Raw genomic sequence first — 19,599 nt, 5'->3', positions numbered from 1 at the left:
GTACAATAGAGAAAACCATACAGTCAACTGGACAGTTTTACATGTCACTAAACGTTCAAAAAAGAATGGCTGTTTCGTAAACTTTCTTGTGTGAAAGAAGTTGATTTCCGTTTCAGATACTCGCTTTCCGAGGGCAAGCGGTAAGCCACATTCGTTCGTTTCACTCTTAAGTGTCTCACCTGGCAACTTGCCCTAGCCAAGAGTCTCGCATCTTCCACTTCAATCAACTATCAAAGGAGATAAATTTTGAAAGTAATTATATATTAGAAAAACTGCATACGTTTGTTAATCTCGTGTTACTACTTTGAAGTTAAATTCTTTAAGTGCTACCTTTTTGATTTCCTTTTGCTTTAACCTCTTTGTTTGAGTGGCTGGCTCAGAATTCATATTCTTTTCTAGACCTTTTACAATAAGATTCAAGGAAAGAATCGTTAAGGTAAAAGCGCAGATTGGAACAAGTGGAATCCACGGATATACAATGAATAGATCAAAATAATCACCAATTAGCCCTGACCATTCATATGTAGTGGTAATCGGAGCAGCTTGCATGATGCTATAATCAATTTTCGTTCCACCCTGATAAAGTTCGAACAACCCGAGATGGGCTAAAATTAATAAGACCTGGATAACTTGCTGAGTGAAAATGATCAGCAATCGACGATATACGTGTACGATGACATGCTTACGAAGGATGAAAAAAGAACTTGCTCCAAGCGTCCTAGCACTCTGGATAAACTCTTTTTTTAGGATGATCGAGATTTCGTTTCCGATTACTAAAGATACTGTTGGAAGAGCTAATAATGTTAACAAAATGATCTCATACCACACTCTAGTTGCAAATGAGTACTGAAAACCTTCAAAAGCTTGGTTCAAGACCGGCCTTAATAAAAAGTAAGCCAATAACACAACCGGAATATACTGAAAAGCATTACTTAATGCGGATAGAACCCTTTGGTATTTTTGCAGGTAAAACGCATAAATCGTTCCTAACACAAAGGAAAAAAACATTCTAATGCCCGCAATAAATAGACTCAAACCGATCGTATACTTTGCTCCTTCTATGATGACATGTAACAAGTGCCTTCCGTTCGTATCTGTTCCTAGCCAGAAACTCTGCGACGTTTTAAAGGGAGCTGCATCTACAGGATAAGCATCTATATAAATAGCCTGCGTCTGTTTAATCTCCCCATCAAAGAAAATCCCATTTATACAGCTTGCTAGCAAAATCCCAACTATAAAACTAGATCCTAATAGGATATAAAAATTACGCACAAAAAATGTTTTCACTATAGGACCACCTCTTGGTTATTGAGCTTTTTGATACAAATTTTAAAAACAAGCAATAACAAATAAGTTGGTAAAAGCAGCATAATGAGTCCTACAACAAAAAGTTCAGGAGACAAGTACATAAAAAGAAAGGAAGTAAATCCATTCATATTTAGGATATATTCCAGTATTAACAGGTTTGAAAGCATCATCCATAATATCGATTTTGATTGATAAAAGATGCTCATCGATGTGTTTCGATAAACATGGAAAGGTAGAATCGCGATGAACGGAATCCCTTTTGCTCGTGCAAAAACTACATAGTCCATTTTTATTTCTTCTTCTAAAGAAAGCATAAACATTTTGAAGAATTGAACGGTAGGTAGAATCGATAACGCTATGATAGGAATGAAATAAGATCGTTCATCAGGGAGAGAGGTAAATGACATCACAAGTATTCCGGTTTTCTTAAAAAACCAAACAATCCCCATTTGTATCACGGCAACGATAAACAGATCAGGCAAAGATTCTAGAACAAATACAAGAAACGATACGAATCTTTTTGCCGACTTAGAAAAAAAGTTTATAGTAACAAAACTCAGTAGTAGGCCAAGCAAAATGGAAAGAAAAAAAGCTGAAAAATAAACTGTCAGGCTATAGAGATATGGATTAAAGATTTCAGGGAATAAATTGCGTTCTGGTTTGGTAATGTAATAGGTAATTTCATGTGGATGCAGCATACTAAGAATCAGATTCTTCGTTTCTATGAGATAAGCACTAACGTGAATCTCAGTTCCTACAATCAGGATAGGTAAAGCTCCGAACAATACAATCATACAAATCGTTAGAAATACTGGAATAGCATTTTTTAAAAGTCCCACTTTCATTCACACATCCTTTCTAACAAAACTTTATTAGTAAGACGTATGTCATGTATGTTCTTATTCATAAAAAAAAACATCCCTGTAGCAGGAATGTTTTTGGTGAATATATGGGATTAGAACGTTGCAACTGTTAGCTTCAATATTTTTGCATTTACGTATTATTCACTTGACCTTCTCTCAATGTATATGTGACAGATATTCAAATGCAGTTGTTCCATATACACTTTTAAAATGTTTATTTAAATGGGTTAAATCTACAAAGCCACACTCAGTAACTGCTGAATATACATCTCTATTTTTTTCTATTAACTGCTTTGCATGCTCTACCTTGCAGTTAAGAAAGTATTGGTAGGGTGAAATGCCAGTATGAGCCTTGAATAATCGGATAAACTGATATTTGGACAAATTAAGATCCTTACATATCTCTTCAAGTTTAAATACTTTTTCTAAATCTGTATGAAGTCTATCCTTTATTCTCTTAATCATTGCGTGATCTTTCTTATTGTCAGTAGAAAGATTAGTTTGAATAAGGCTATCGGTGAGGGACAAGAATAACTCACTGCACACTGCTTCATCTTTTCCGCTTAATATTGCACCTGAAAGATTCAATATTTTTTGTTCAAGTCTTCGATCATACACAATAGGCGTCTGAAAACGTACGATATCCTTTTTCTCAATAACCTCTAAAAGCAATTGCGGCTCAATATATAACATTACATAATCAAGGCCTGTCTCGTCATGTGCCATTCCGTCATGCGCCTGTTCTGGATTAAAAAGCATAACTCCATTTTGATAGGATAATTGTAGACTGCCATCCAAGTTATATCGTTGAATCCCACGCAATGTTACACCAATGGCATACTCCATGTGAGAATGCTTTTTATAAGTAAAATCAGTGAAACTTGCTGACAACGCAGTTATTCCTGCTGATTTTTTATAGATAAATTGATCCACCTTATTCACCTCTAACCTACAGCCATATCATAGTTGCAGAACACACTAAAAATAACGCCATCATTATATTAACAGGCTTGTTATGCTTATGTAAAAACGCCTTGAAAATTGTACCGAAAAGAACCCAAGTTAAGAATGCTAAAAATCCTATAAGAGTAATAGATAAAACGCTTAGCGCCACTGCAAACTTGGAGATATAGTACGGCAAAATAAAACTGGGGATTACAGTCATTGTAAATAAGACAACCTTTGGATTCAAAAACTGCATAAGAAATCCTGACATAAAGGTAGCAGTTTGATTTCCGGTTGGCTTTGATGAACCCATTTTGTAAATTTGAAAAGCGAGATAGAACATATAGAAACTACCGATTAACTTCATAACTATTAATATTCTTGGAATAATTGATAGAAGAATTGTGTTTAGCATAGCTGAAACAACAAGTAATACACCAAAAGCGAAGGTAGCTCCATAAGTATAATTCATTGCTTTCCTTGTACCAAAGTTATGTACTGTGGATAATATAACGATATTCGTCGGTCCTGGTGTAAACGTAACAACAAAACAATATACTAAAAAAGATGTAATATTCATGAAGAAAACCCCCTCCGACCTATTTCCTCATAAATATACATCCTAAAATTAATCAGCATATAGTATGTTATTGCAGTTGCATATAAAGCTAACGCTAGATATTTTTTATCTCACTTTATGTGGTGGGTTTATAGAATAAATTTTTAGAGACTAAGTAAAAAGAAAAATAAATTTTATTTCAATATTAGAATTTAAAAAGCCCCTTTAAATACAGTTAAAAGCACCCCAGATGGAGTGCTTTTTAAACACTTGTTTAACCTATAGATACTTCCGATGCACCGTCTTCCCATCATACGTAAACAAAACAGGCTTCTGCTCAATCCTCGTCTCCATATGAACAGGACGACCCCATAGATAATGAAGATGTGGAAGCACTTTTTCAAGATATTTCACATCGAGTTCCATATCTTCAAAGCTATGATTAAGGTAGAGCTCTCCGTTCTTCATATAATCGGCGTCGTTCACTGTGATGTAAGGAAATCCGCCATTTACTCGCATACTCACAAGTTGATCACGTACTTCTTCCCACTGCTTATCGACTACCTTATATTCCTTGCCCTGCTTTTGAAACAGGTACATGTCTTCACGCTGAGCAAGATCTTTCGTTAAATAATTTCGGATAAATGACATGTCAGATTCTAGTTCACGTACTTCGAACATCTTCTCTCGTCCAGAGCCTGGTTTCACGCCTTGCCTGATCAGCTCTTCATCAGGGTTGTTATAGCGTTCTTCGATGTCTTTAAATATCTGTAAGCCAAGATAATATGGATTTATCGATGTCTTGGACGGTTGAACGACTCCTGCGTTTAGTTTCGCGAACTCAATTGTTTCGTGAGAAGTCAAATCCATTTCTTGCAGGATCTTCGCGTGCCAATAAGATGCCCAGCCTTCGTTCATGATTTTCGTTTCCAGCTGTGGCCAGAAATAGAGCATTTCCTCTCGCATCATGGATAAAATATCGCGCTGCCATTCTTCAAGCTCGCGGCTATATTGCTCAATAAATAACAAAATGTCCTTTTCAGGCTGCGGTGGAAATGATTTTTTCTTTTTCAATACTGGTTTTGGACCTTTTTTGTCGTCTAGCTTCCATAGATCATCGTAAGGCGTTTCCTTCTTAGGCGTAAGATCTTCTTCGTCTTCAAATACATAATTTAATTTGTTTCGAACAAGTGAAGGATCGATGTGTTCTTGTATGGCGAGAATAGCATCTAAGAACTGTTCAACCTCTTTTTTGCCGTATAGATGTTCATATTGACCTACTCGTTCAGCTGTAGCCGTCATGCATTCAACCATGTCTCTTCTCGTATTTGAAAAGCGAACATTGTTTTTGAAGAAGTCACAGTGTGCCAGAACATGGGCAATGATTAATTTATTCTGAATAAGTGAATTCGTATCAAGTAAGAATGCGTAACACGGATCTGAGTTGATAACGAGCTCATAAATTTTACTCAATCCTAAGTCATATTGAAGCTTCATTTTATGAAACTGTTTTCCGAAGCTCCAATGAGAGAAACGGGTTGGCATTCCGTACGCACCAAATGTATAAATAATATCGGCAGGACATATCTCATACCGCATCGGATAAAAATCAAGGCCAAAGTGGTCAGCAATCTCGGTAATTTCAGCTATTGCTTTTTCTAGCTCCTTATTTTGCAAGTCCCAGTTCATATTTTCCCCCTCCTGCTATTTCCTTACTTTTAACTGTATGAAACAAAACAGGCATTCATGAGAAAACAAGTGAAATATTGGACGGGTTTTAAAAACTTCTTTTATTAAAATAAAAAGGCGAACCCATTTTCACGGGTTCACCTCAATTTTCATCTAGTTTTATCTACCTTCATATATATCTATCGTGCACGACCACCCAGAACATGCTTTTGGAGTTTGCAAATTATTAATCCACAACGTTTCTGGTGCCTCTAAACGTTCCTTTACCATTACTTTTGCACTTTGGCCATTCGTACGAATCCAAGTTAATCTTTCACCGGGTAACGTTTTGGGATAAACATCCGCTTCCCCTGAAGCTGGATTCGTTAATCTCTTTGCACTTCCGTCTTTAATTTTCACACTGACTAAAAAAGGTTTTGCTCTTTTTTCCTGGGAAACCCCATAACCCCACTCAATCTGACGGCTCACGATGATGTTCTTATCATTCAACCAAGTAAAATCACCGTCGGCATACCCGGTGTATCCTAGATTTATCTCGTTCCCATTCTTAAGATTCCATATCGTTAATCGTTTATTTTCAGAAGTCAGCCTTCCGATCCCTTTTATATACCCGAGCTGTTTCGTATTCGGCGACCAGTGGAACCAGTTCGGCTGATTTAACATGTTACCAATGTTACGCGTTCTGGAGCCGTATAAAGAAACAACCATTAACGTGTTGGAGTCTGCCGACATGGATGCTGTTGGACATGCGATGAACGCAAACCACTGATCATCCATCCCCCACTTGAATTCTGTAGTACCTATCGCAAAGAACGTTTCACTCATCTTAGGCAGCGTCGTAATGTTCTGTACTTTGTTCAAATCTCCGTTTGCATTTACAGGAACGTAAAAAAGTCGAACTGGACTCCAGCCATCAGGCTCTAGATTTGCAGAAGATGAGACAACAAATCCTCTCCCGTCAGGTGCCCAGCTGTAGTTTCCTGTGCCAAGGATGACATTTTGAAAGGACGCTGCAGGTCTCGTTAGGTCGATTACATTGAGCACACCCCCGCTTTTCCATGCAAGCTTAGATTCTGTCGGAGACCATCTCGCCAAACTCACATCGCCATCGAATACTTTTCTTTTTAAACGTGTGACACGGTTGTACACCCATAGCTCTTTCCCTTCACGCGCTAGGTAACTAATATAAGTTCCGTTGCTTGAGAACGTTGGATGAGTAAGATTTGAACCTTCTACAAGCTTTCTTTCAAGTTCTCCTTCTTTAAGCCACAGTCCGTCATTTCTTATAAAAGTCGCTCTTCTATCAGAAGCTTCTGCAACATTTGTGTGGCTTATTACTATACAAATTAAGATCAATCCAAATATAAAAAGCCGTTTCACATGATCACCTCATTAGTAACATGAGCGAAATGAAGAAAATCATACTAAAAAAGAAAGCTCAGGAACTAAGAAGTTCCTGAGCTTGGTATAACCTTATTCTCCTGTTTCAGCAAAGCGCTTGATACGTGCTGCGATCTCGTCACGAACGCGTTGGAATTCACTCCACTCTTTTCCTGCAGGGTCATCAAATCCCCAATGTTCACGTGTTTTGTGAGGTGGTGTTGCTGGACATACATCGTTAGCATGACCGCATAACGTTACGACTAAGTCTGCTTTTTCTAGAATGTCTTTGTCGATTACATCTGATGTCTGATTCGTAATGTCGATATCCACTTCTTTCATCGCTTTGATTGCGTTTGGATTAACACCATGTGCTTCGATGCCAGCTGAGTATACGTCATATTTATCACCAAGGTAGTGGTGTCCAAATCCTTCTGCCATCTGAGAACGACAAGAATTACCTGTGCAAAGGAAATAGATGATTGGTTTAGCCATTTTGTAAAACCTCCTGTAGTAAAGAACTTCTTTCGGAACCATCATAATATAAGTATATCCTTATATCAATATTTATTTATATATTCTTTGACATTTTATATAAACATATGGTTATATACTAATGAGGTGAAGTCAATTATGGAACTTGATCAGTTAACGGAATGTTATAAAGCCATGGCAGATAAAACACGATTAAATATTTTAGCTTTACTCCGCCACGAAGAATTATGTGTATGTGAGTTAGTTGATATCTTAAAGATGACACAGCCTAGTATTTCACAGCATCTTAGAAAATTAAAGCAAGCAAAACTCGTAAAAGAACGACGTAACAGTCAATGGATCTTCTACTCCATTGATGGAGAAATCTATCCATTCATTAAAGCAAATTTAGATTCCCTGCCTGATATGTCAGCTAAGATTGAAGAGTTAAAAGCTTCGGGTGGAAAAGTTTGTTGCTAACTTAGAATTACATAAATAGGGGGGATTCTTATGAACAGCATGGCGTTAATGGCCTTCGCTGTATTTTTAGTGACGATTATTTTTGTTATATGGCAGCCACGCGGTCTTTCCATCGGTTGGTCTGCGACCGTTGGAGCTATCATCGCACTTCTTCTTGGCGTGGTTTCACTCGCTGATGTGTGGACAGTTACCGGGATTGTGTGGAATGCTACATTAGCGTTTGTTGCGATCATACTCATATCAATTATTTTAGATGAGATCGGTTTCTTCGAATGGTCAGCCTTACATATGGCGCGACTTGCAGGTGGAAACGGTAAGAAAATGTTTGCCTATGTGATTCTGCTCGGAGCTGCAGTTTCAGCCTTTTTTGCAAATGATGGCGCAGCATTAATTCTGACTCCTATCGTACTTGCTCAAGTTCGGGCATTGAAATTAAAAGAAGCTATGATATTACCGTTTATTATGGCAAGTGGGTTTATTGCAGATACCACATCATTACCGCTTGTAGTCTCAAACTTAGTAAATATCGTGTCTGCAGATTTCTTTAACATCGGATTCGTTGAATACGCAAGCCGCATGATCGTGCCGAACTTCTTTTCACTGTTCGCTAGTATGCTCGTTTTGTTCCTCTTTTTCAGAAAAGATATACCGAAGAACTATGATCTCTCTCAGCTCAAACAACCGAAAGAAGCCATTCGAGATGAGAAGATGTTCAAGCTATCATGGATTATACTAGCAGTTCTATTAATCGGGTATTTAACGAGTGAATTTATTGGTGTTCCTGTCTCATTCATTGCAGGAGCTGCAGCTCTTTTCTTTATCATCGTTGCTCGTAAAAGTCCTGCAATTCACACAAGAAAAGTAATCAAAGATGCACCATGGACTGTTGTTGTCTTTTCAATTGGTATGTATGTAGTCGTTTATGGTCTCCGTAATGCAGGACTTACAGATATGCTAGGAAACTGGATTCAAGTTATCGCTGATGGAGGATTGTTCTCTGCTACAATTGGAATGGGTTTCTTGGCGGCTATATTATCATCTGTTATGAACAACATGCCAACGGTTATGATCGATGCACTAGCTATACAGGGAACGGATACATCAGGAGTTATTCGTGAAGCATTGATCTACGCGAATGTCATTGGTTCTGACTTAGGACCAAAGATCACTCCTATCGGTTCACTAGCCACTCTGTTATGGCTGCACGTCTTATCGAAAAAAGGTGTGAAGATCACATGGGGCTATTATTTCAAAGTCGGAATCATTTTGACTGTCCCAACACTTTTCATTACGCTTACCGGCCTTTACTTATGGTTATTGCTACTATCTTAATAAGAAGGAGAGATCATGATGATTCAACGCATGCATGTTGCAGTCAACTGTTCAGACTTAGAAAAATCTCTAGCGTTCTATAAAAGCTTTTTCGGCACGGAACCGACAAAAGTAAAAGAGAATTACGCGAAATTTGAGCTTGATCAACCCGCTCTTCACTTTTCATTGAATGAACGTCCCTTTTCTAAAGACGGAGTCCTTAATCATCTCGGTTTTCAGGTAAACAACACGGAAGATGTACTATCCATGGGAGAAAGACTTAGAGAATCAGGATTGCTCTTAATCGATGAGATGGATACAACTTGCTGTTACGCCGTTCAGGATAAAGTATGGGTATATGATCCCGACGGCAACGCTTGGGAGATTTTCTATACCAAAGAAGACTCTGAATTTGAATCTGCTGGTGATGCACGAGATCTATCTCTATGCTGTGCACCACCTCAGCAACCTCAACCGATCACGTTAGGTTTTACAAAGAAATAAAGGAAAAATCCCTCAGCATCATTTCTGCGAGGGATTTTTTTATGATCAAATGGTAGATATTGCAACAATCTCTTCAATACGAATAATGATCTGATCCCAATAGTTATGGTTATCGCTCATCACACATAGCGTAATATAATCTCTTTCTACTGCTCTTAGTCTGCCTTCGTAAGAATGATTTGTTGTATCCACCACTACCTGCCTCTCCAAAAGACACTTTGCTTCTCTTCTGAAGTTCTTCAACACCAATCACCTTCCCTATTTTGCACTGCAAGCAAGGGGCTTTCTATACTATTACATGCAAAAAAGAAAAAAGAGACACGGACAAACACCCTGTGCATATGACTATTCTTGTACAACGAAGCATATTATGTAGAAATAATCTTAGACAGGGATGAATGCCATGTTTGAACGGACGATAGCGATTTTCTTAGGAAGCGTGTTGCTTGGCATAGGCATCAATGGTTTCATCGTTCCCTTTCATCTTCTCGACGGAGGAATGATCGGAATTAGTCTTCTCGTAAAGTATGTGTGGGGTTATAAAGTAGGGCTAACGATCATTATTCTGAGCATCCCCATCTATCTAATAGCTTGGAAACTCGAGCGTCGATATTTTATAAACAGCATACATGGTTTACTCGTTTCGTCATTGATCATTGATTTGTTATCTCCTTTAAGAGGAATGTTTTCTGTCTCTGTTATGGAAGGTTCTGTAATCGGAGGATTGTTCATCGGAACAGGGATCGGTTGGATGCTGCGTCATGAAACGAGTACCGGTGGAACAGACCTGATTGCCCTTTTTCTTTCGAGATGGTTTTCCATTAATGTTGGGATGGTTATCTTTTTGATCGATGCAGCAGTCATCCTCGCTGGCCTTTATGTGATGGGAGAAGGTATTCTCTTCTACTCGCTCGTAACGATTCTTTCCGTCGGTTTCGCAACCATGACGATGACACTGATCCGGTCGATCAATTTCTATAGAAGCATCTAGGGGGACTGACCCCTTACAATTTATTTCCCTCTTCATTTTATTCTTCAGTACCAATACATTTGCTCAATATCATATTGTTGTTGTCATTGCTTTCACTTTGAAAGGAAAGTCAATCACACTATTTCCTATCGCTTTGATGAAAAAAAGGACCAGAAGTATCAATAAAGTACTTCTGGTCCTTTTTTCTTCTCGGCTAATTTTATTTTAACTTCAACTAAGAATATCTAACCAGATCTTGATCGATGTAGTGATAATCAGTGCTGCTAAGATAAATTGAAGAATTTTTGTATTCACTTTTTTACCAAACTGCGCCCCAAGTGGCGACGCGATCAGGCTGGCAACTACCATGATCACCGCCGGCCATAATAATACTTGCCCTGTCGAGATCTTACCTACAGTAGCGCCGATCGATGAAATGAACGTAATAGCAAGTGATGTAGCAATCGTCATACGCGTTGGTATCTTTAGGACGACTAACATGATCGGTACAAGGATAAATGCACCTGCTGCCCCAACGATACCTGCTGCAACACCTACAACAAATGCTAGAACTGCCGCAATCCATTTATTAAACTTAACTTGATCTAATGGAATATCATCGATCCCTTTCTTAGGGATCAACATCATGATAGCAGCTAAAGTAGCTAGAACAGCATAAACAATATTAATTTGCCCTTCTGACATGGCTTCTGAACCAAATCCACCAATGAAACTTCCTACTAGGATGCTACTACCCATATAGATGATCAGTGTCTTGTTCAGATAACCGCCTTTACGATAAGCCCAAACGCCGCCTATCGTTGCAAAGAATACCTGAACAGCACTGATACCTGATACCTCATGAGCCGAATATGCTGTGAAGCCGAGCATTGCAGGAATATAGAGAAGCATTGGATACTTGATAATGGATCCGCCGATACCTACCATTCCAGATATAAAAGAACCTATAAAGCCAATTAGAAAGATTGTAATAATGAACCCTAATTCCATGACTTCACCTCCCCTAAAACTTGATGTTTCTTAAATAAACAAGTTGATCTTAGATTCATCTGCATCAGCTAGGTATGATGCAACTCCTGCATAATCCAGTCCATCAATTAGTTCCTCTTTCGTAATACCCATTACATCCATCGACATCGTACAAGCAACCATCTTAACATCTAAGTCTTGAGCCATTTCAATTAACTCTTTTAGCGTTACGATGTTTTTCTTCTTCATCGTATACTTCATCATCTTCGCGCCTAAACCACCGTAGTTCATTTTAGAAATGCCTAGTTTTTCAGGTCCTTGAGGCATCATTTTGGCAAACATCTTATCCATGAATGTTTTCTTCACATTCACGTATTCTTCTTTTCTTAAGATGTTTAGTCCCCAGAATGTGAAGAACATCGTTACTTGTTTCCCCATTGCGGCTGCACCTGTAGCGATAATAAAACTTGCCATCGCTTTATCAAGGTCACCACTAAATACGACCATTGTTGATTTATCTTGTGTTTGTTGTTCCATCATTGAACGCTCCTTTTGAATCAGATACCTATACCTCTATAGGTATCTGATTGCATAAATTTTTTTGTTAACCTTTTTGGATATAAAACTTAAATACGCCGTCTTCTTCTTTATGTTCTAAAAGTTCATGACCAGAAGATTTAGACCATGCAGATAGGTCATTAACAGCACCCTTATCCGTTGCTAATACTTCTAAAATATCTCCACTTGCAAGTGTATCCATCGCTTTCTTTGTTTTCACGATTGGCATTGGGCAAGATAATCCTTTTGTGTCTAACGTTTGAGTTACGTTCATTTGTAAAACCTCCAGATAGTTTTATAATTTTTTGTTCAGTTAATCAGTGATCGCACAGCGGTTTGGACCAATTTCCATCTCACGCTGTTCATCGTTTGTAGGGTCAATTTTACCCATGTTCGTTTGACGAATTTCTTGATATGCGTTTGGCTGCGGTGGTAAATTTTCCGTTACAGCTCTTCGAAACTCATCTTCATTTTTTATGTTCAATCCATCGTTCTTTTCAAAGAGTTCACCAAGTGGTGCTGATACCGCACCTTTCTCATCTAGCTCGCTGATCTTTCCAAAATGAGCAGGCAACACAACTAGATCTTTAGAAAGGTTGTTATATTTGTTATATAGCGAATCCCGTAAATCACTAACCCAGTCCTCCGCTTTACCTGCAAGATCGGGACGTCCGATTGAATCAACAAACAGAATATCTCCTGAAAGCAAGAATTGTCCGTCAACGATCATCGAAGTGCTTCCAATCGTGTGACCAGGCGTATATAAAGGTTGAATCTCAATCTTCGTGTTTCCGATCGTAATATCGTTTCCTTCTTCTAATGCTGCGAATGAGAATGTTACTTCTTCAGCATCTTTTGGTGGTAACCAGTAAGTTGCACCAGTCTTTTCTGAAAGTCTGCGTCCCCCTGAAATATGGTCCGCATGAAGGTGTGTATCGATCATGTGCTTGATTTCAAGGTTGTTTTCTTTTGCAAAATCTTCATACGCTTCAATCGTACGAGCAGAGTCAATAATAGCCGCTTCTCCGTTCGATTCTACAAGGTAAGAAAGACATCCCTTACCGATACGGTTGAATTGATAGATCGAACCGCCATCTTTCAAATCTCCAAGCTTTACTGGCATTAAGTACTCACTCCAAGACTTCATACCCCCTTCGAGATAGTAAACGTCTTTAATGCCTGCTTCATCCAACATCTCTGCTACCATGACAGAAGATCCTTCTTTTGCACAAACAACGAGAACTTCTTCTTTCGGAAGATATTCTAAAACATCTTCTACACCATCGATCAGATCAAAATAAGGACGGTTAATGGATTCGATTCCTTTCCCTTCGATTCTCCAGTCTTTATAGTCCCCTTCATTACGAACATCGAGAATGAACATGCTTCCTTCAACAACACGTTTTGCCACTTCTTTAGCTGATAATGCTTTTATCATTTCAAAAATACCTCCCTAGGTATATTTACGATTAATTTTTTTTTATTCTGTTGGCCCATTCCATTCAACCATTCCAGGTAATACGTTCTTAACACGTTGGAAACCATTCTCAGCAAGAATTTGTGCCGCCATATCGCTTCTTGATCCTGTACGACAAATAACATGGATCTCTTTATTTTTATCAAGTGTTTCTAATTTGCTTTCAAGTTCTCCTAATGGAATCGATACTGCCCCAGGTATACGTTTGAACTCATACTCTGCAGGCTCTCTAACATCTAGAAGAAGCATATCTTCTTTATTTTCAGCCAAGACTTTTTCTAATTCATCGTTTTGAATCGTATGCTCGAACTTTGCTGCCTCTTTCACTTCACCGGGATTTGATTTTCTTAAATAGTGCTTAAGAACATCTCCGTCTTCTTTTGTACCTAAATATTGATTTCCTGTGTTCCTTGCCCAGCCTTGAATATCAGCCAACGAACCTTTGTCTGTTGCTTGAACTTCAATAACTTGACCTGCCTGGAGCTGATCCATCGCTTTCTTCGTGCGAACGATTGGTAGCGGACAAGATAATCCTTTGCAATCTAATACGTGATCCACTTTGATACTCATTTTTGAAACCTCCACTTATTTATTTGTTATTTTACCTTTCCAAGAAAGCATTCCGCCTGACATGTTCACTACAGCAATTTGACTTGAAGCTAAGATCGCACAAGCTTTTTCGCTTCTTTTACCAGAGCGGCAAACCATGACATACTCTTTGCTTGAATCCAACTCATGGATTCGGTTAGAGATCTCCTCAAGTGGAATATGTGTTGCTGTAGGAATCATACCTTGAGCAACTTCATCGTTTTCACGAACATCAATGATATTTAATGGATTACCACTTTCTAATAATCGTTCTACTTCTCTTGCTTCAATCGTCTTAATAGACACAATTGTTATCTCCCTTCCATAATAAATACTTATACCCGTATAGGTATGCAAAATGATAAAAAAATATATGATTAACTCCGAACTACACGCTTACATATTAAGAAGATTTAACTTTTTAAATACCCATAGGGGTATAATAAGTGATAAAAGGAAATCTGTCAACAGTCTTAACAGTGACAGATATTTATCGACTTTTTACGAGAAGCTGCACAGCTTCTTTTACAATATCAGAATTCATCTCTTCTCCGTTTTCCATTTGTTCACGTAAACACTGTTCAAGGTTGGTGCCTACGATTAATCCAATTGTACGGTCAATCGCTGTACGTGATGCGGATAATTGAGTGATAACAGATTTACAATCTTGTTCTTCTTCTAGCATACGCAATACCCCACGTATTTGCCCCTCAATTCTTTTTAAACGATTTTTCATTTCTTGTGTGTATTCCATTTCAGCACCTCCTTTTAAAATACCTATAGGGGTATGTTACATCCCTTTAAGATTAATGTCAACTCAAATGAATGGTTTGGCTGCAAGTGTATGACTTGCAGCCTCTATTCTAGTTATTGTGCCACTTTTTGCATTCTTTCATGAACCAAATCCATCACTGATTGTTTTAAGTTCACTAATGCTTCATCAGCATTCTTGTGTGAATCTGCTGTAACACCAAAATAAAACTTTACTTTCGGTTCAGTTCCTGATGGTCTTACGCAGAACCAAGAACCATCTTCTAATTGATATTTAAGCACATTTGATTTAGGAAGATGGATGTCACTCTTTTCATCTTTCACTACATCGTATTGGACGCTCGCCTTGTAGTCTTCAGAAACCACTAATTTTTGTCCATTCACTTCAAGCGGCATTTCAGCTCTAAAGCCTGCTAATAAGTTTTCGATCTGTTCTGCTCCAGATTTACCTTTTAATGTTAGGGACTCGAGACCTTCCTTATAAAAACCATGCTTTTTGTAAACATCATCTAAAGCATCAAAAAGTGTTTTTCCTTGTTTCTTATAATAAGCAGCCATTTCAGCTCCCATCAAACAAGCCTGAACTGCGTCTTTGTCACGCACAAAATCTCCGATCAAAGAACCGTAGCTTTCTTCATAACCGAAAATGAACGTATGTTTCCCGCTTTTTTCGTATTCCTTAATCTTTTCGCCGATGAACTTAAAGCCTGTAAGGGTATCTTCACACGTTAGACCATAAGACTCTGCGATTACTCGACCAAGTTCTGAAGTTACGATGGTTTTGAAGATGATCCCTTTTGAACATAAACTGCCTTTCTCTTCACGTTGTGAAAGAATATATTCAATCATGAGTGCACCAGTCTGGTTACCTGTAAGAATTTGATATTCACCTTTACTGTTCTTAGCTGCGATTCCTACTCGGTCCGCATCAGGGTCAGTTGCCATCAAAATATCTGCGTCAGTTTCTTGTCCGTACTTAATTGCCAATTCAAAGGCAGCATGTTCTTCCGGATTTGGGGACTTCACCGTTGAAAAATTAGCATCAGGCTGTTCTTGTTCTTTTACAACCGTAACATTCGTAAATCCTAGCTGTTGAAGTCCTTCTCTAACCGGAATATTCGCTGTTCCGTGAAGAGGAGTGAAAACGATGCTTAAGTCATGCATCTCTTTGATTACTTCACGGTTTAAACTAATCTTTATGAGTTGATCCATGTAAGCTTTGTCGATTTCTTCACCAACAACTTGGATCAATCCTTCGCTTTTGAGTTCCTCTTCAGATCTCACATTGATAGAAAGTTCATCATCAACGGCATTTACTTTTCCAATCACTTCATCAGCTTCTTTTGGCGGAAGCTGGCCGCCATCTGGACCATATACTTTGTACCCGTTGTATTCTGGTGGGTTATGGCTTGCTGTGATAACAATTCCGGAATAAGCTTTTAAGTATCTAACCGCAAAAGATAACTCAGGTGTCGGTCTCAAGCTTTCGAACACATAAGCTTGAATACCTTGAGAGGCTAATGTTTTCGCCGCTTCCATCGCAAACTCTGGTGATAGATGACGTGAATCGTATGCAATCGCAACACCGCGTTTTTTCGCTTTCTCACCTTGCTCTTCGATAAAATGAGCCAAGCCTAAAGAAGCTTTTCGAACCGTGTACGTGTTCATTCGATTTGTACCAGGTCCTATTTCTCCACGCATACCGCCTGTGCCAAATTCTAAATTTTTATAAAAGCAGTCTTCAAGCGCTGTCCTGTTTTCCTTAATTTCCTCTAATGCAGCCTTTAATGGTTGTTCGAGTTCTTCGTTCCCTACCCATTTCTCGTATGTTGTCTCCCAGGACATAGTACTGCCTCCTTATGTTCTATAAAATGAATGTTAATTGTTTTTTTGTTAGTTTCGATATGAATCGAGTTTTTCCTGCCCTATCTATTAAATACGGCCTTTATTATACCGCTTTCAGCACAAAAAATAAAATCACTAAAAAAAGTTCTCTCACACAATGACAATGTTCGTGATATTTCCCGAGAAATAGAAAAAAAGCGGCAAGCTATCTAGCTTACCGCTCTCGTCGTCTTATTTGCTTTTATCTTTTTGAACAACACTATACAAATCTAGCCTTCTATCTCTAAGAAGGGTTACACTTCCTGTTTTACGTTGTCTTCTTAAAATTTCTAAATCCACATCACCTACTACAACTGTTTCAATATTCGGGTGACATTCCCCAACGATTCCGTCTCTCGGGAACGAAAAGTCAGAAGGAGTAAAGATACCAGACTGAGCATACTGGATATCCATGTTCTCCACTTGTGATAGGTTTCCAACAGTACCTGCGATTGCTGTATAGATCTCATTTTCAATCGCACGTGCTTGCGAACAATATCGAACGCGCAGATAGCCTTGACGATCTTCCGTACAGAAAGGTGTGAAGATGATCTTCGCCCCTTGATCGGTAACGATACGTGAAAGTTCAGGGAACTCGATATCATAGCAGATTAGAATTGCAACTTTTCCGCAATCTGTATCAAATACTTGTACTTTATCACCAGCTGTAATTCCCCACCATTTTCGTTCGTTCGGTGTGATATGAATTTTATATTGTTTATCAATTGTTCCATCTCTTCGGAACAGATAGGCAACGTTGTAGATATCTCCGTCTTCTTCAACAAAGTGGGAGCCACCTATGATGTTCACATTGTATCGAACTGCAAGATTCGTAAACAGTTCGATATATTGCTCTGTGAATTCTGTTAGCTTACGGATGGCTAAGCTTGGACTCTTCTCCTCACAGAACGACAACAGTTGAGTAGTAAGAAGCTCTGGGAACACAGCGAAATCTGATCCTTGATCAGAGGCAACATCTGTATAATATTCAACCTGTGTCGCAAAATCTTCGAAAGAACTTATGGTTTTCATCATATATTGAATCGTCGTGATTCGAACAGGCTCACTCGTTTTAAAATACTTTTTCGTTTTGTTAGGAATGTAATCAACATTGTTCCATTCCATTAAGGTCGCATATGCGTTTGATTGTTTATCATCAGGCAGATAGCTCTTGTTTAAACGCATTACAGTGAAACCGTTCATCAATTGAAAGGTTAAGACAGGATCGTAAATATTGTGCTGAATGACTTCTCTAACATATTCTCGAGGCGTCATTTCCTTTGAATGCTTATGGTAGTTTGGAATTCTACCGCCTAGAATAATACTTTTTAAATTCTTTTGTTCAGCTAGTTCTTTACGTGCTTCGTATAACCGAGCACCGATTTTCATTCGTCGGTATTCTGGGTGGACCATCACTTCGATACCATATAAGTTAAAACCTTCTGGATCATGGTTCGTAATGTAGCCTTTATCTGTGATTTCATCCCACGTATGCTTATCATCATACTCATCAAAGTTAACCATTAAGCTTGAGCAGCTTCCAACAATCTTTCCTTCATACGTTACACAAAATTGGCCTTCCGGGAAGATGCGAAGATGGCTTTCTAACTGCTCTCGTTCCCAAGGTTCCATGTTTCCTGGAAAACAGATTTGTTGAAGTTCTAAGATCTCTTCAATATCTTCAAACACAATATTGCGTAGTTCTATTTTTTTCTCGAATTTCGAAACATCGATTTCACTCATGTTATCCACTCCTCTAACTTGCTTGCATAACTTACTTCCAATTCTTCATCCGTTCCTCGAGACTACCTGTGAAAAATTCGATTTCATTACCATCCGGGTCGTTAAAGCTAATTGTGTCCCCTCCGCCTCTTGCCATCGGGCCCCTCGTGATTTCAATGTTGTGTTCACGCAGCAAGAGAACCGCTTTAGGAAAATGTTCTTTAGAAACAGTAAATGCAAAATGATCGACACCTATTTGATTTCTATCCATAGGTTTTGCATCTTTTATTTCTAACAAACACAGCCACACTCCCCCGACATCTAAGTATATATCTGTATTCCCTTTATGAACGATTTTAGCACCTAGTACATTCATATAAAATGTTACGGATTTCTCTAAGTTAGAAACTCTGATGGTGATGTGATTTATGCCGTTAACTTTAAACATATTCTTTATTTATTCTCTGCCTGTTTAATAAGTGAAGCGAGGCTCAACTCTGCTAAGGATTCCATCTGATGATCAACATCGTTAAAAGTCATATGTTTTGTAACGGGGTTGGGGATGGCTACACAATATAGTCCTGCTTTTTTAGCTGCCATTGATCCATTTACAGAGTCTTCAAACGCGATGGCTTCGTGAGGTTTTATATCTAAGGCTTTAACCACTTCAAGATAAAGAGCAGGATCAGGTTTAACTCTTTCGACATCATCTGCTGTTTTAATCACTTCGAAATGATGCTTCAATCCGATTCTCCCTAAATGCTCTTCTACCCATTTTCGCGAAGAACTTGATGCAAGACCGATCTTTAAGCCGAGTTCTTTTGCAGCTTCGAGGTAATCAAGAATACCTGGTAGTTCCCGTTGTTCGGAAATCAAAGCAAGAGCACGTTCCGTCTTTTTTGCTCTTAGCACATCATGATCAAGCTTTTGATCAATTTGTCTCTCTAAATATTCGTAAGGATTAAAATCAGAATGGGTACCGATGCATTCTCCCCAAACTTCGAGCGGTAGATCGCTTCCATGTTCCTGATACAACTCTTGAAACGCGTTATAATGTTGCGTTTCCGTATCTAGAATCGTTCCATCAAAATCAAATATCAATGCCTTGATCACGGTTAACCAATCC

General features: G+C 38.6%; 23 protein-coding genes. 4 read left to right on the top strand and 19 right to left on the bottom strand.

The genetic code is table 11. From position 1 onward, the window contains the following. Nucleotides 1-285 precede the first annotated feature (285 nt). From IHV09_RS00275 to arsC, 7 genes are all read right to left on the bottom strand, one after another. Nucleotides 286-1,287 (bottom strand): ABC transporter permease, encoded by a 1,002-nt coding sequence (locus IHV09_RS00275; RefSeq protein ID WP_197263345.1) that lies wholly within the window; start codon nucleotides 1,285-1,287, stop codon nucleotides 286-288. Continuing rightward, complete coding sequence (locus tag IHV09_RS00270; RefSeq protein WP_197263344.1) at nucleotides 1,287-2,153, bottom strand: ABC transporter permease subunit; 867 nt, start codon at nucleotides 2,151-2,153, stop codon at nucleotides 1,287-1,289. Before IHV09_RS00270 ends, IHV09_RS00275 begins: the two co-directional genes overlap by 1 nt. Before the next feature lie 174 nt (nucleotides 2,154-2,327). Continuing rightward, a complete protein-coding gene (locus IHV09_RS00265; RefSeq protein WP_197126801.1) occupies nucleotides 2,328-3,104 on the bottom strand; it encodes an AraC family transcriptional regulator in 777 nt (258 codons plus the stop codon). A gap of 16 nt (nucleotides 3,105-3,120) precedes the next feature. Then, nucleotides 3,121-3,696: a LysE family translocator gene (locus IHV09_RS00260; protein WP_197126800.1), complete on the bottom strand. Its 576-nt coding sequence runs from the start codon at nucleotides 3,694-3,696 to the stop codon at nucleotides 3,121-3,123. Nucleotides 3,697-3,954: 258 nt separating this feature from the next. Further along, on the bottom strand, nucleotides 3,955-5,364 hold the full coding sequence (locus IHV09_RS00255) for a SpoVR family protein (RefSeq protein WP_197126799.1): 1,410 nt from the start codon (nucleotides 5,362-5,364) through the stop codon (nucleotides 3,955-3,957). Between the two features lie 159 nt (nucleotides 5,365-5,523). Continuing rightward, on the bottom strand, nucleotides 5,524-6,744 hold the full coding sequence (locus IHV09_RS00250) for a TolB family protein (protein WP_197263343.1): 1,221 nt from the start codon (nucleotides 6,742-6,744) through the stop codon (nucleotides 5,524-5,526). Nucleotides 6,745-6,837: 93 nt separating this feature from the next. Further along, nucleotides 6,838-7,239 carry an arsenate reductase (thioredoxin) gene (gene arsC, locus IHV09_RS00245; RefSeq protein ID WP_144703067.1) on the bottom strand — a complete coding sequence of 134 codons (402 nt, stop codon included), beginning with the start codon at nucleotides 7,237-7,239 and terminating at the stop codon, nucleotides 6,838-6,840. Between the two features lie 138 nt (nucleotides 7,240-7,377). On the opposite strand from arsC, the gene IHV09_RS00240 reads away from it, so the two are divergent. The 3 genes from IHV09_RS00240 to IHV09_RS00230 are packed head-to-tail and all read left to right on the top strand — an operon-like array spanning nucleotide 7,378 to nucleotide 9,513. Beyond that, on the top strand, nucleotides 7,378-7,698 hold the full coding sequence (locus tag IHV09_RS00240) for an ArsR/SmtB family transcription factor (protein ID WP_197126797.1): 321 nt from the start codon (nucleotides 7,378-7,380) through the stop codon (nucleotides 7,696-7,698). 39 nt (nucleotides 7,699-7,737) lie between these two features. Continuing rightward, on the top strand, nucleotides 7,738-9,030 hold the full coding sequence (locus IHV09_RS00235) for an arsenic transporter (protein ID WP_370568800.1): 1,293 nt from the start codon (nucleotides 7,738-7,740) through the stop codon (nucleotides 9,028-9,030). 18 nt (nucleotides 9,031-9,048) lie between these two features. Beyond that, on the top strand, nucleotides 9,049-9,513 hold the full coding sequence (locus IHV09_RS00230) for an ArsI/CadI family heavy metal resistance metalloenzyme (RefSeq protein WP_197128126.1): 465 nt from the start codon (nucleotides 9,049-9,051) through the stop codon (nucleotides 9,511-9,513). A 45-nt stretch (nucleotides 9,514-9,558) separates the two neighbouring features. On the opposite strand, the gene IHV09_RS00225 is transcribed toward IHV09_RS00230, so the two are convergent. Further along, nucleotides 9,559-9,756, bottom strand: a complete 198-nt coding sequence (locus tag IHV09_RS00225; protein ID WP_197126795.1) for a DUF2642 domain-containing protein — start codon at nucleotides 9,754-9,756, stop codon at nucleotides 9,559-9,561. A gap of 160 nt (nucleotides 9,757-9,916) precedes the next feature. Between IHV09_RS00225 and IHV09_RS00220 the strand changes: the two genes are divergently transcribed. Further along, nucleotides 9,917-10,504: a YitT family protein gene (locus tag IHV09_RS00220; protein WP_197126794.1), complete on the top strand. Its 588-nt coding sequence runs from the start codon at nucleotides 9,917-9,919 to the stop codon at nucleotides 10,502-10,504. 210 nt (nucleotides 10,505-10,714) lie between these two features. On the opposite strand, the gene IHV09_RS00215 is transcribed toward IHV09_RS00220, so the two are convergent. The 11 genes from IHV09_RS00215 to IHV09_RS00165 all read right to left on the bottom strand — a co-directional run bounded on the left by IHV09_RS00215 (nucleotide 10,715) and on the right by IHV09_RS00165 (nucleotide 19,586). Further along, nucleotides 10,715-11,494: a sulfite exporter TauE/SafE family protein gene (locus IHV09_RS00215; protein ID WP_197263342.1), complete on the bottom strand. Its 780-nt coding sequence runs from the start codon at nucleotides 11,492-11,494 to the stop codon at nucleotides 10,715-10,717. A gap of 30 nt (nucleotides 11,495-11,524) precedes the next feature. Then, nucleotides 11,525-12,010 (bottom strand): DsrE/DsrF/DrsH-like family protein, encoded by a 486-nt coding sequence (locus IHV09_RS00210; protein ID WP_066391250.1) that lies wholly within the window; start codon nucleotides 12,008-12,010, stop codon nucleotides 11,525-11,527. A 67-nt stretch (nucleotides 12,011-12,077) separates the two neighbouring features. Next, on the bottom strand, nucleotides 12,078-12,305 hold the full coding sequence (locus IHV09_RS00205) for a sulfurtransferase TusA family protein (protein ID WP_153236556.1): 228 nt from the start codon (nucleotides 12,303-12,305) through the stop codon (nucleotides 12,078-12,080). Nucleotides 12,306-12,344: 39 nt separating this feature from the next. After that, nucleotides 12,345-13,469 (bottom strand): MBL fold metallo-hydrolase, encoded by a 1,125-nt coding sequence (locus IHV09_RS00200; protein WP_197263341.1) that lies wholly within the window; start codon nucleotides 13,467-13,469, stop codon nucleotides 12,345-12,347. 42 nt (nucleotides 13,470-13,511) lie between these two features. Next, nucleotides 13,512-14,078: a sulfurtransferase TusA family protein gene (locus tag IHV09_RS00195; protein ID WP_197263340.1), complete on the bottom strand. Its 567-nt coding sequence runs from the start codon at nucleotides 14,076-14,078 to the stop codon at nucleotides 13,512-13,514. A 15-nt stretch (nucleotides 14,079-14,093) separates the two neighbouring features. Beyond that, complete coding sequence (locus IHV09_RS00190; protein WP_370568911.1) at nucleotides 14,094-14,402, bottom strand: rhodanese-like domain-containing protein; 309 nt, start codon at nucleotides 14,400-14,402, stop codon at nucleotides 14,094-14,096. A 184-nt stretch (nucleotides 14,403-14,586) separates the two neighbouring features. Then, a complete protein-coding gene (locus tag IHV09_RS00185) occupies nucleotides 14,587-14,850 on the bottom strand; it encodes a metal-sensitive transcriptional regulator (RefSeq protein ID WP_197126789.1) in 264 nt (87 codons plus the stop codon). A gap of 113 nt (nucleotides 14,851-14,963) precedes the next feature. Beyond that, a complete protein-coding gene (locus tag IHV09_RS00180; RefSeq protein WP_197263339.1) occupies nucleotides 14,964-16,712 on the bottom strand; it encodes a phospho-sugar mutase in 1,749 nt (582 codons plus the stop codon). A 231-nt stretch (nucleotides 16,713-16,943) separates the two neighbouring features. Beyond that, nucleotides 16,944-18,494: a bifunctional GNAT family N-acetyltransferase/carbon-nitrogen hydrolase family protein gene (locus IHV09_RS00175; RefSeq protein ID WP_197263338.1), complete on the bottom strand. Its 1,551-nt coding sequence runs from the start codon at nucleotides 18,492-18,494 to the stop codon at nucleotides 16,944-16,946. Between the two features lie 31 nt (nucleotides 18,495-18,525). Beyond that, nucleotides 18,526-18,921, bottom strand: coding sequence for a VOC family protein (locus IHV09_RS00170; protein WP_137790622.1), 396 nt, complete (start codon nucleotides 18,919-18,921; stop codon nucleotides 18,526-18,528). Between the two features lie 5 nt (nucleotides 18,922-18,926). Then, on the bottom strand, nucleotides 18,927-19,586 hold the full coding sequence (locus IHV09_RS00165; protein WP_197263337.1) for an HAD family hydrolase: 660 nt from the start codon (nucleotides 19,584-19,586) through the stop codon (nucleotides 18,927-18,929). Nucleotides 19,587-19,599 lie beyond the last annotated feature (13 nt).

Source organism: Fictibacillus sp. 23RED33, assembly GCF_015903925.1.
In the GTDB taxonomy this organism is placed as follows: Bacteria; Bacillota; Bacilli; order Bacillales; family Fictibacillaceae; genus Fictibacillus; species Fictibacillus phosphorivorans.
Note: the sequence above shows the minus strand (reverse complement) of the source record. Positions and strands in the feature narration are given on the sequence as shown.

Excerpts from the sequence above, each read along its gene's own strand:
- IHV09_RS00270 (WP_197263344.1), bottom strand. The coding sequence starts at position 2,153 with ATGAAAGTGGGACTTTTAAAAAATGCTATTCCAGTATTTCTAACGATT.
- IHV09_RS00260 (WP_197126800.1), bottom strand. The coding sequence starts at position 3,696 with ATGAATATTACATCTTTTTTAGTATATTGTTTTGTTGTTACGTTTACA.
- IHV09_RS00255 (WP_197126799.1), bottom strand. The coding sequence starts at position 5,364 with ATGAACTGGGACTTGCAAAATAAGGAGCTAGAAAAAGCAATAGCTGAA.
- arsC (WP_144703067.1), bottom strand. The coding sequence starts at position 7,239 with ATGGCTAAACCAATCATCTATTTCCTTTGCACAGGTAATTCTTGTCGT.
- IHV09_RS00240 (WP_197126797.1), top strand. The coding sequence starts at position 7,378 with ATGGAACTTGATCAGTTAACGGAATGTTATAAAGCCATGGCAGATAAA.
- IHV09_RS00235 (WP_370568800.1), top strand. The coding sequence starts at position 7,738 with ATGGCGTTAATGGCCTTCGCTGTATTTTTAGTGACGATTATTTTTGTT.
- IHV09_RS00230 (WP_197128126.1), top strand. The coding sequence starts at position 9,049 with ATGATTCAACGCATGCATGTTGCAGTCAACTGTTCAGACTTAGAAAAA.
- IHV09_RS00220 (WP_197126794.1), top strand. The coding sequence starts at position 9,917 with ATGTTTGAACGGACGATAGCGATTTTCTTAGGAAGCGTGTTGCTTGGC.
- IHV09_RS00215 (WP_197263342.1), bottom strand. The coding sequence starts at position 11,494 with ATGGAATTAGGGTTCATTATTACAATCTTTCTAATTGGCTTTATAGGT.
- IHV09_RS00210 (WP_066391250.1), bottom strand. The coding sequence starts at position 12,010 with ATGGAACAACAAACACAAGATAAATCAACAATGGTCGTATTTAGTGGT.
- IHV09_RS00205 (WP_153236556.1), bottom strand. The coding sequence starts at position 12,305 with ATGAACGTAACTCAAACGTTAGACACAAAAGGATTATCTTGCCCAATG.
- IHV09_RS00200 (WP_197263341.1), bottom strand. The coding sequence starts at position 13,469 with ATGATAAAAGCATTATCAGCTAAAGAAGTGGCAAAACGTGTTGTTGAA.
- IHV09_RS00195 (WP_197263340.1), bottom strand. The coding sequence starts at position 14,078 with ATGAGTATCAAAGTGGATCACGTATTAGATTGCAAAGGATTATCTTGT.
- IHV09_RS00185 (WP_197126789.1), bottom strand. The coding sequence starts at position 14,850 with ATGGAATACACACAAGAAATGAAAAATCGTTTAAAAAGAATTGAGGGG.
- IHV09_RS00180 (WP_197263339.1), bottom strand. The coding sequence starts at position 16,712 with ATGTCCTGGGAGACAACATACGAGAAATGGGTAGGGAACGAAGAACTC.
- IHV09_RS00175 (WP_197263338.1), bottom strand. The coding sequence starts at position 18,494 with ATGAGTGAAATCGATGTTTCGAAATTCGAGAAAAAAATAGAACTACGC.
- IHV09_RS00170 (WP_137790622.1), bottom strand. The coding sequence starts at position 18,921 with ATGTTTAAAGTTAACGGCATAAATCACATCACCATCAGAGTTTCTAAC.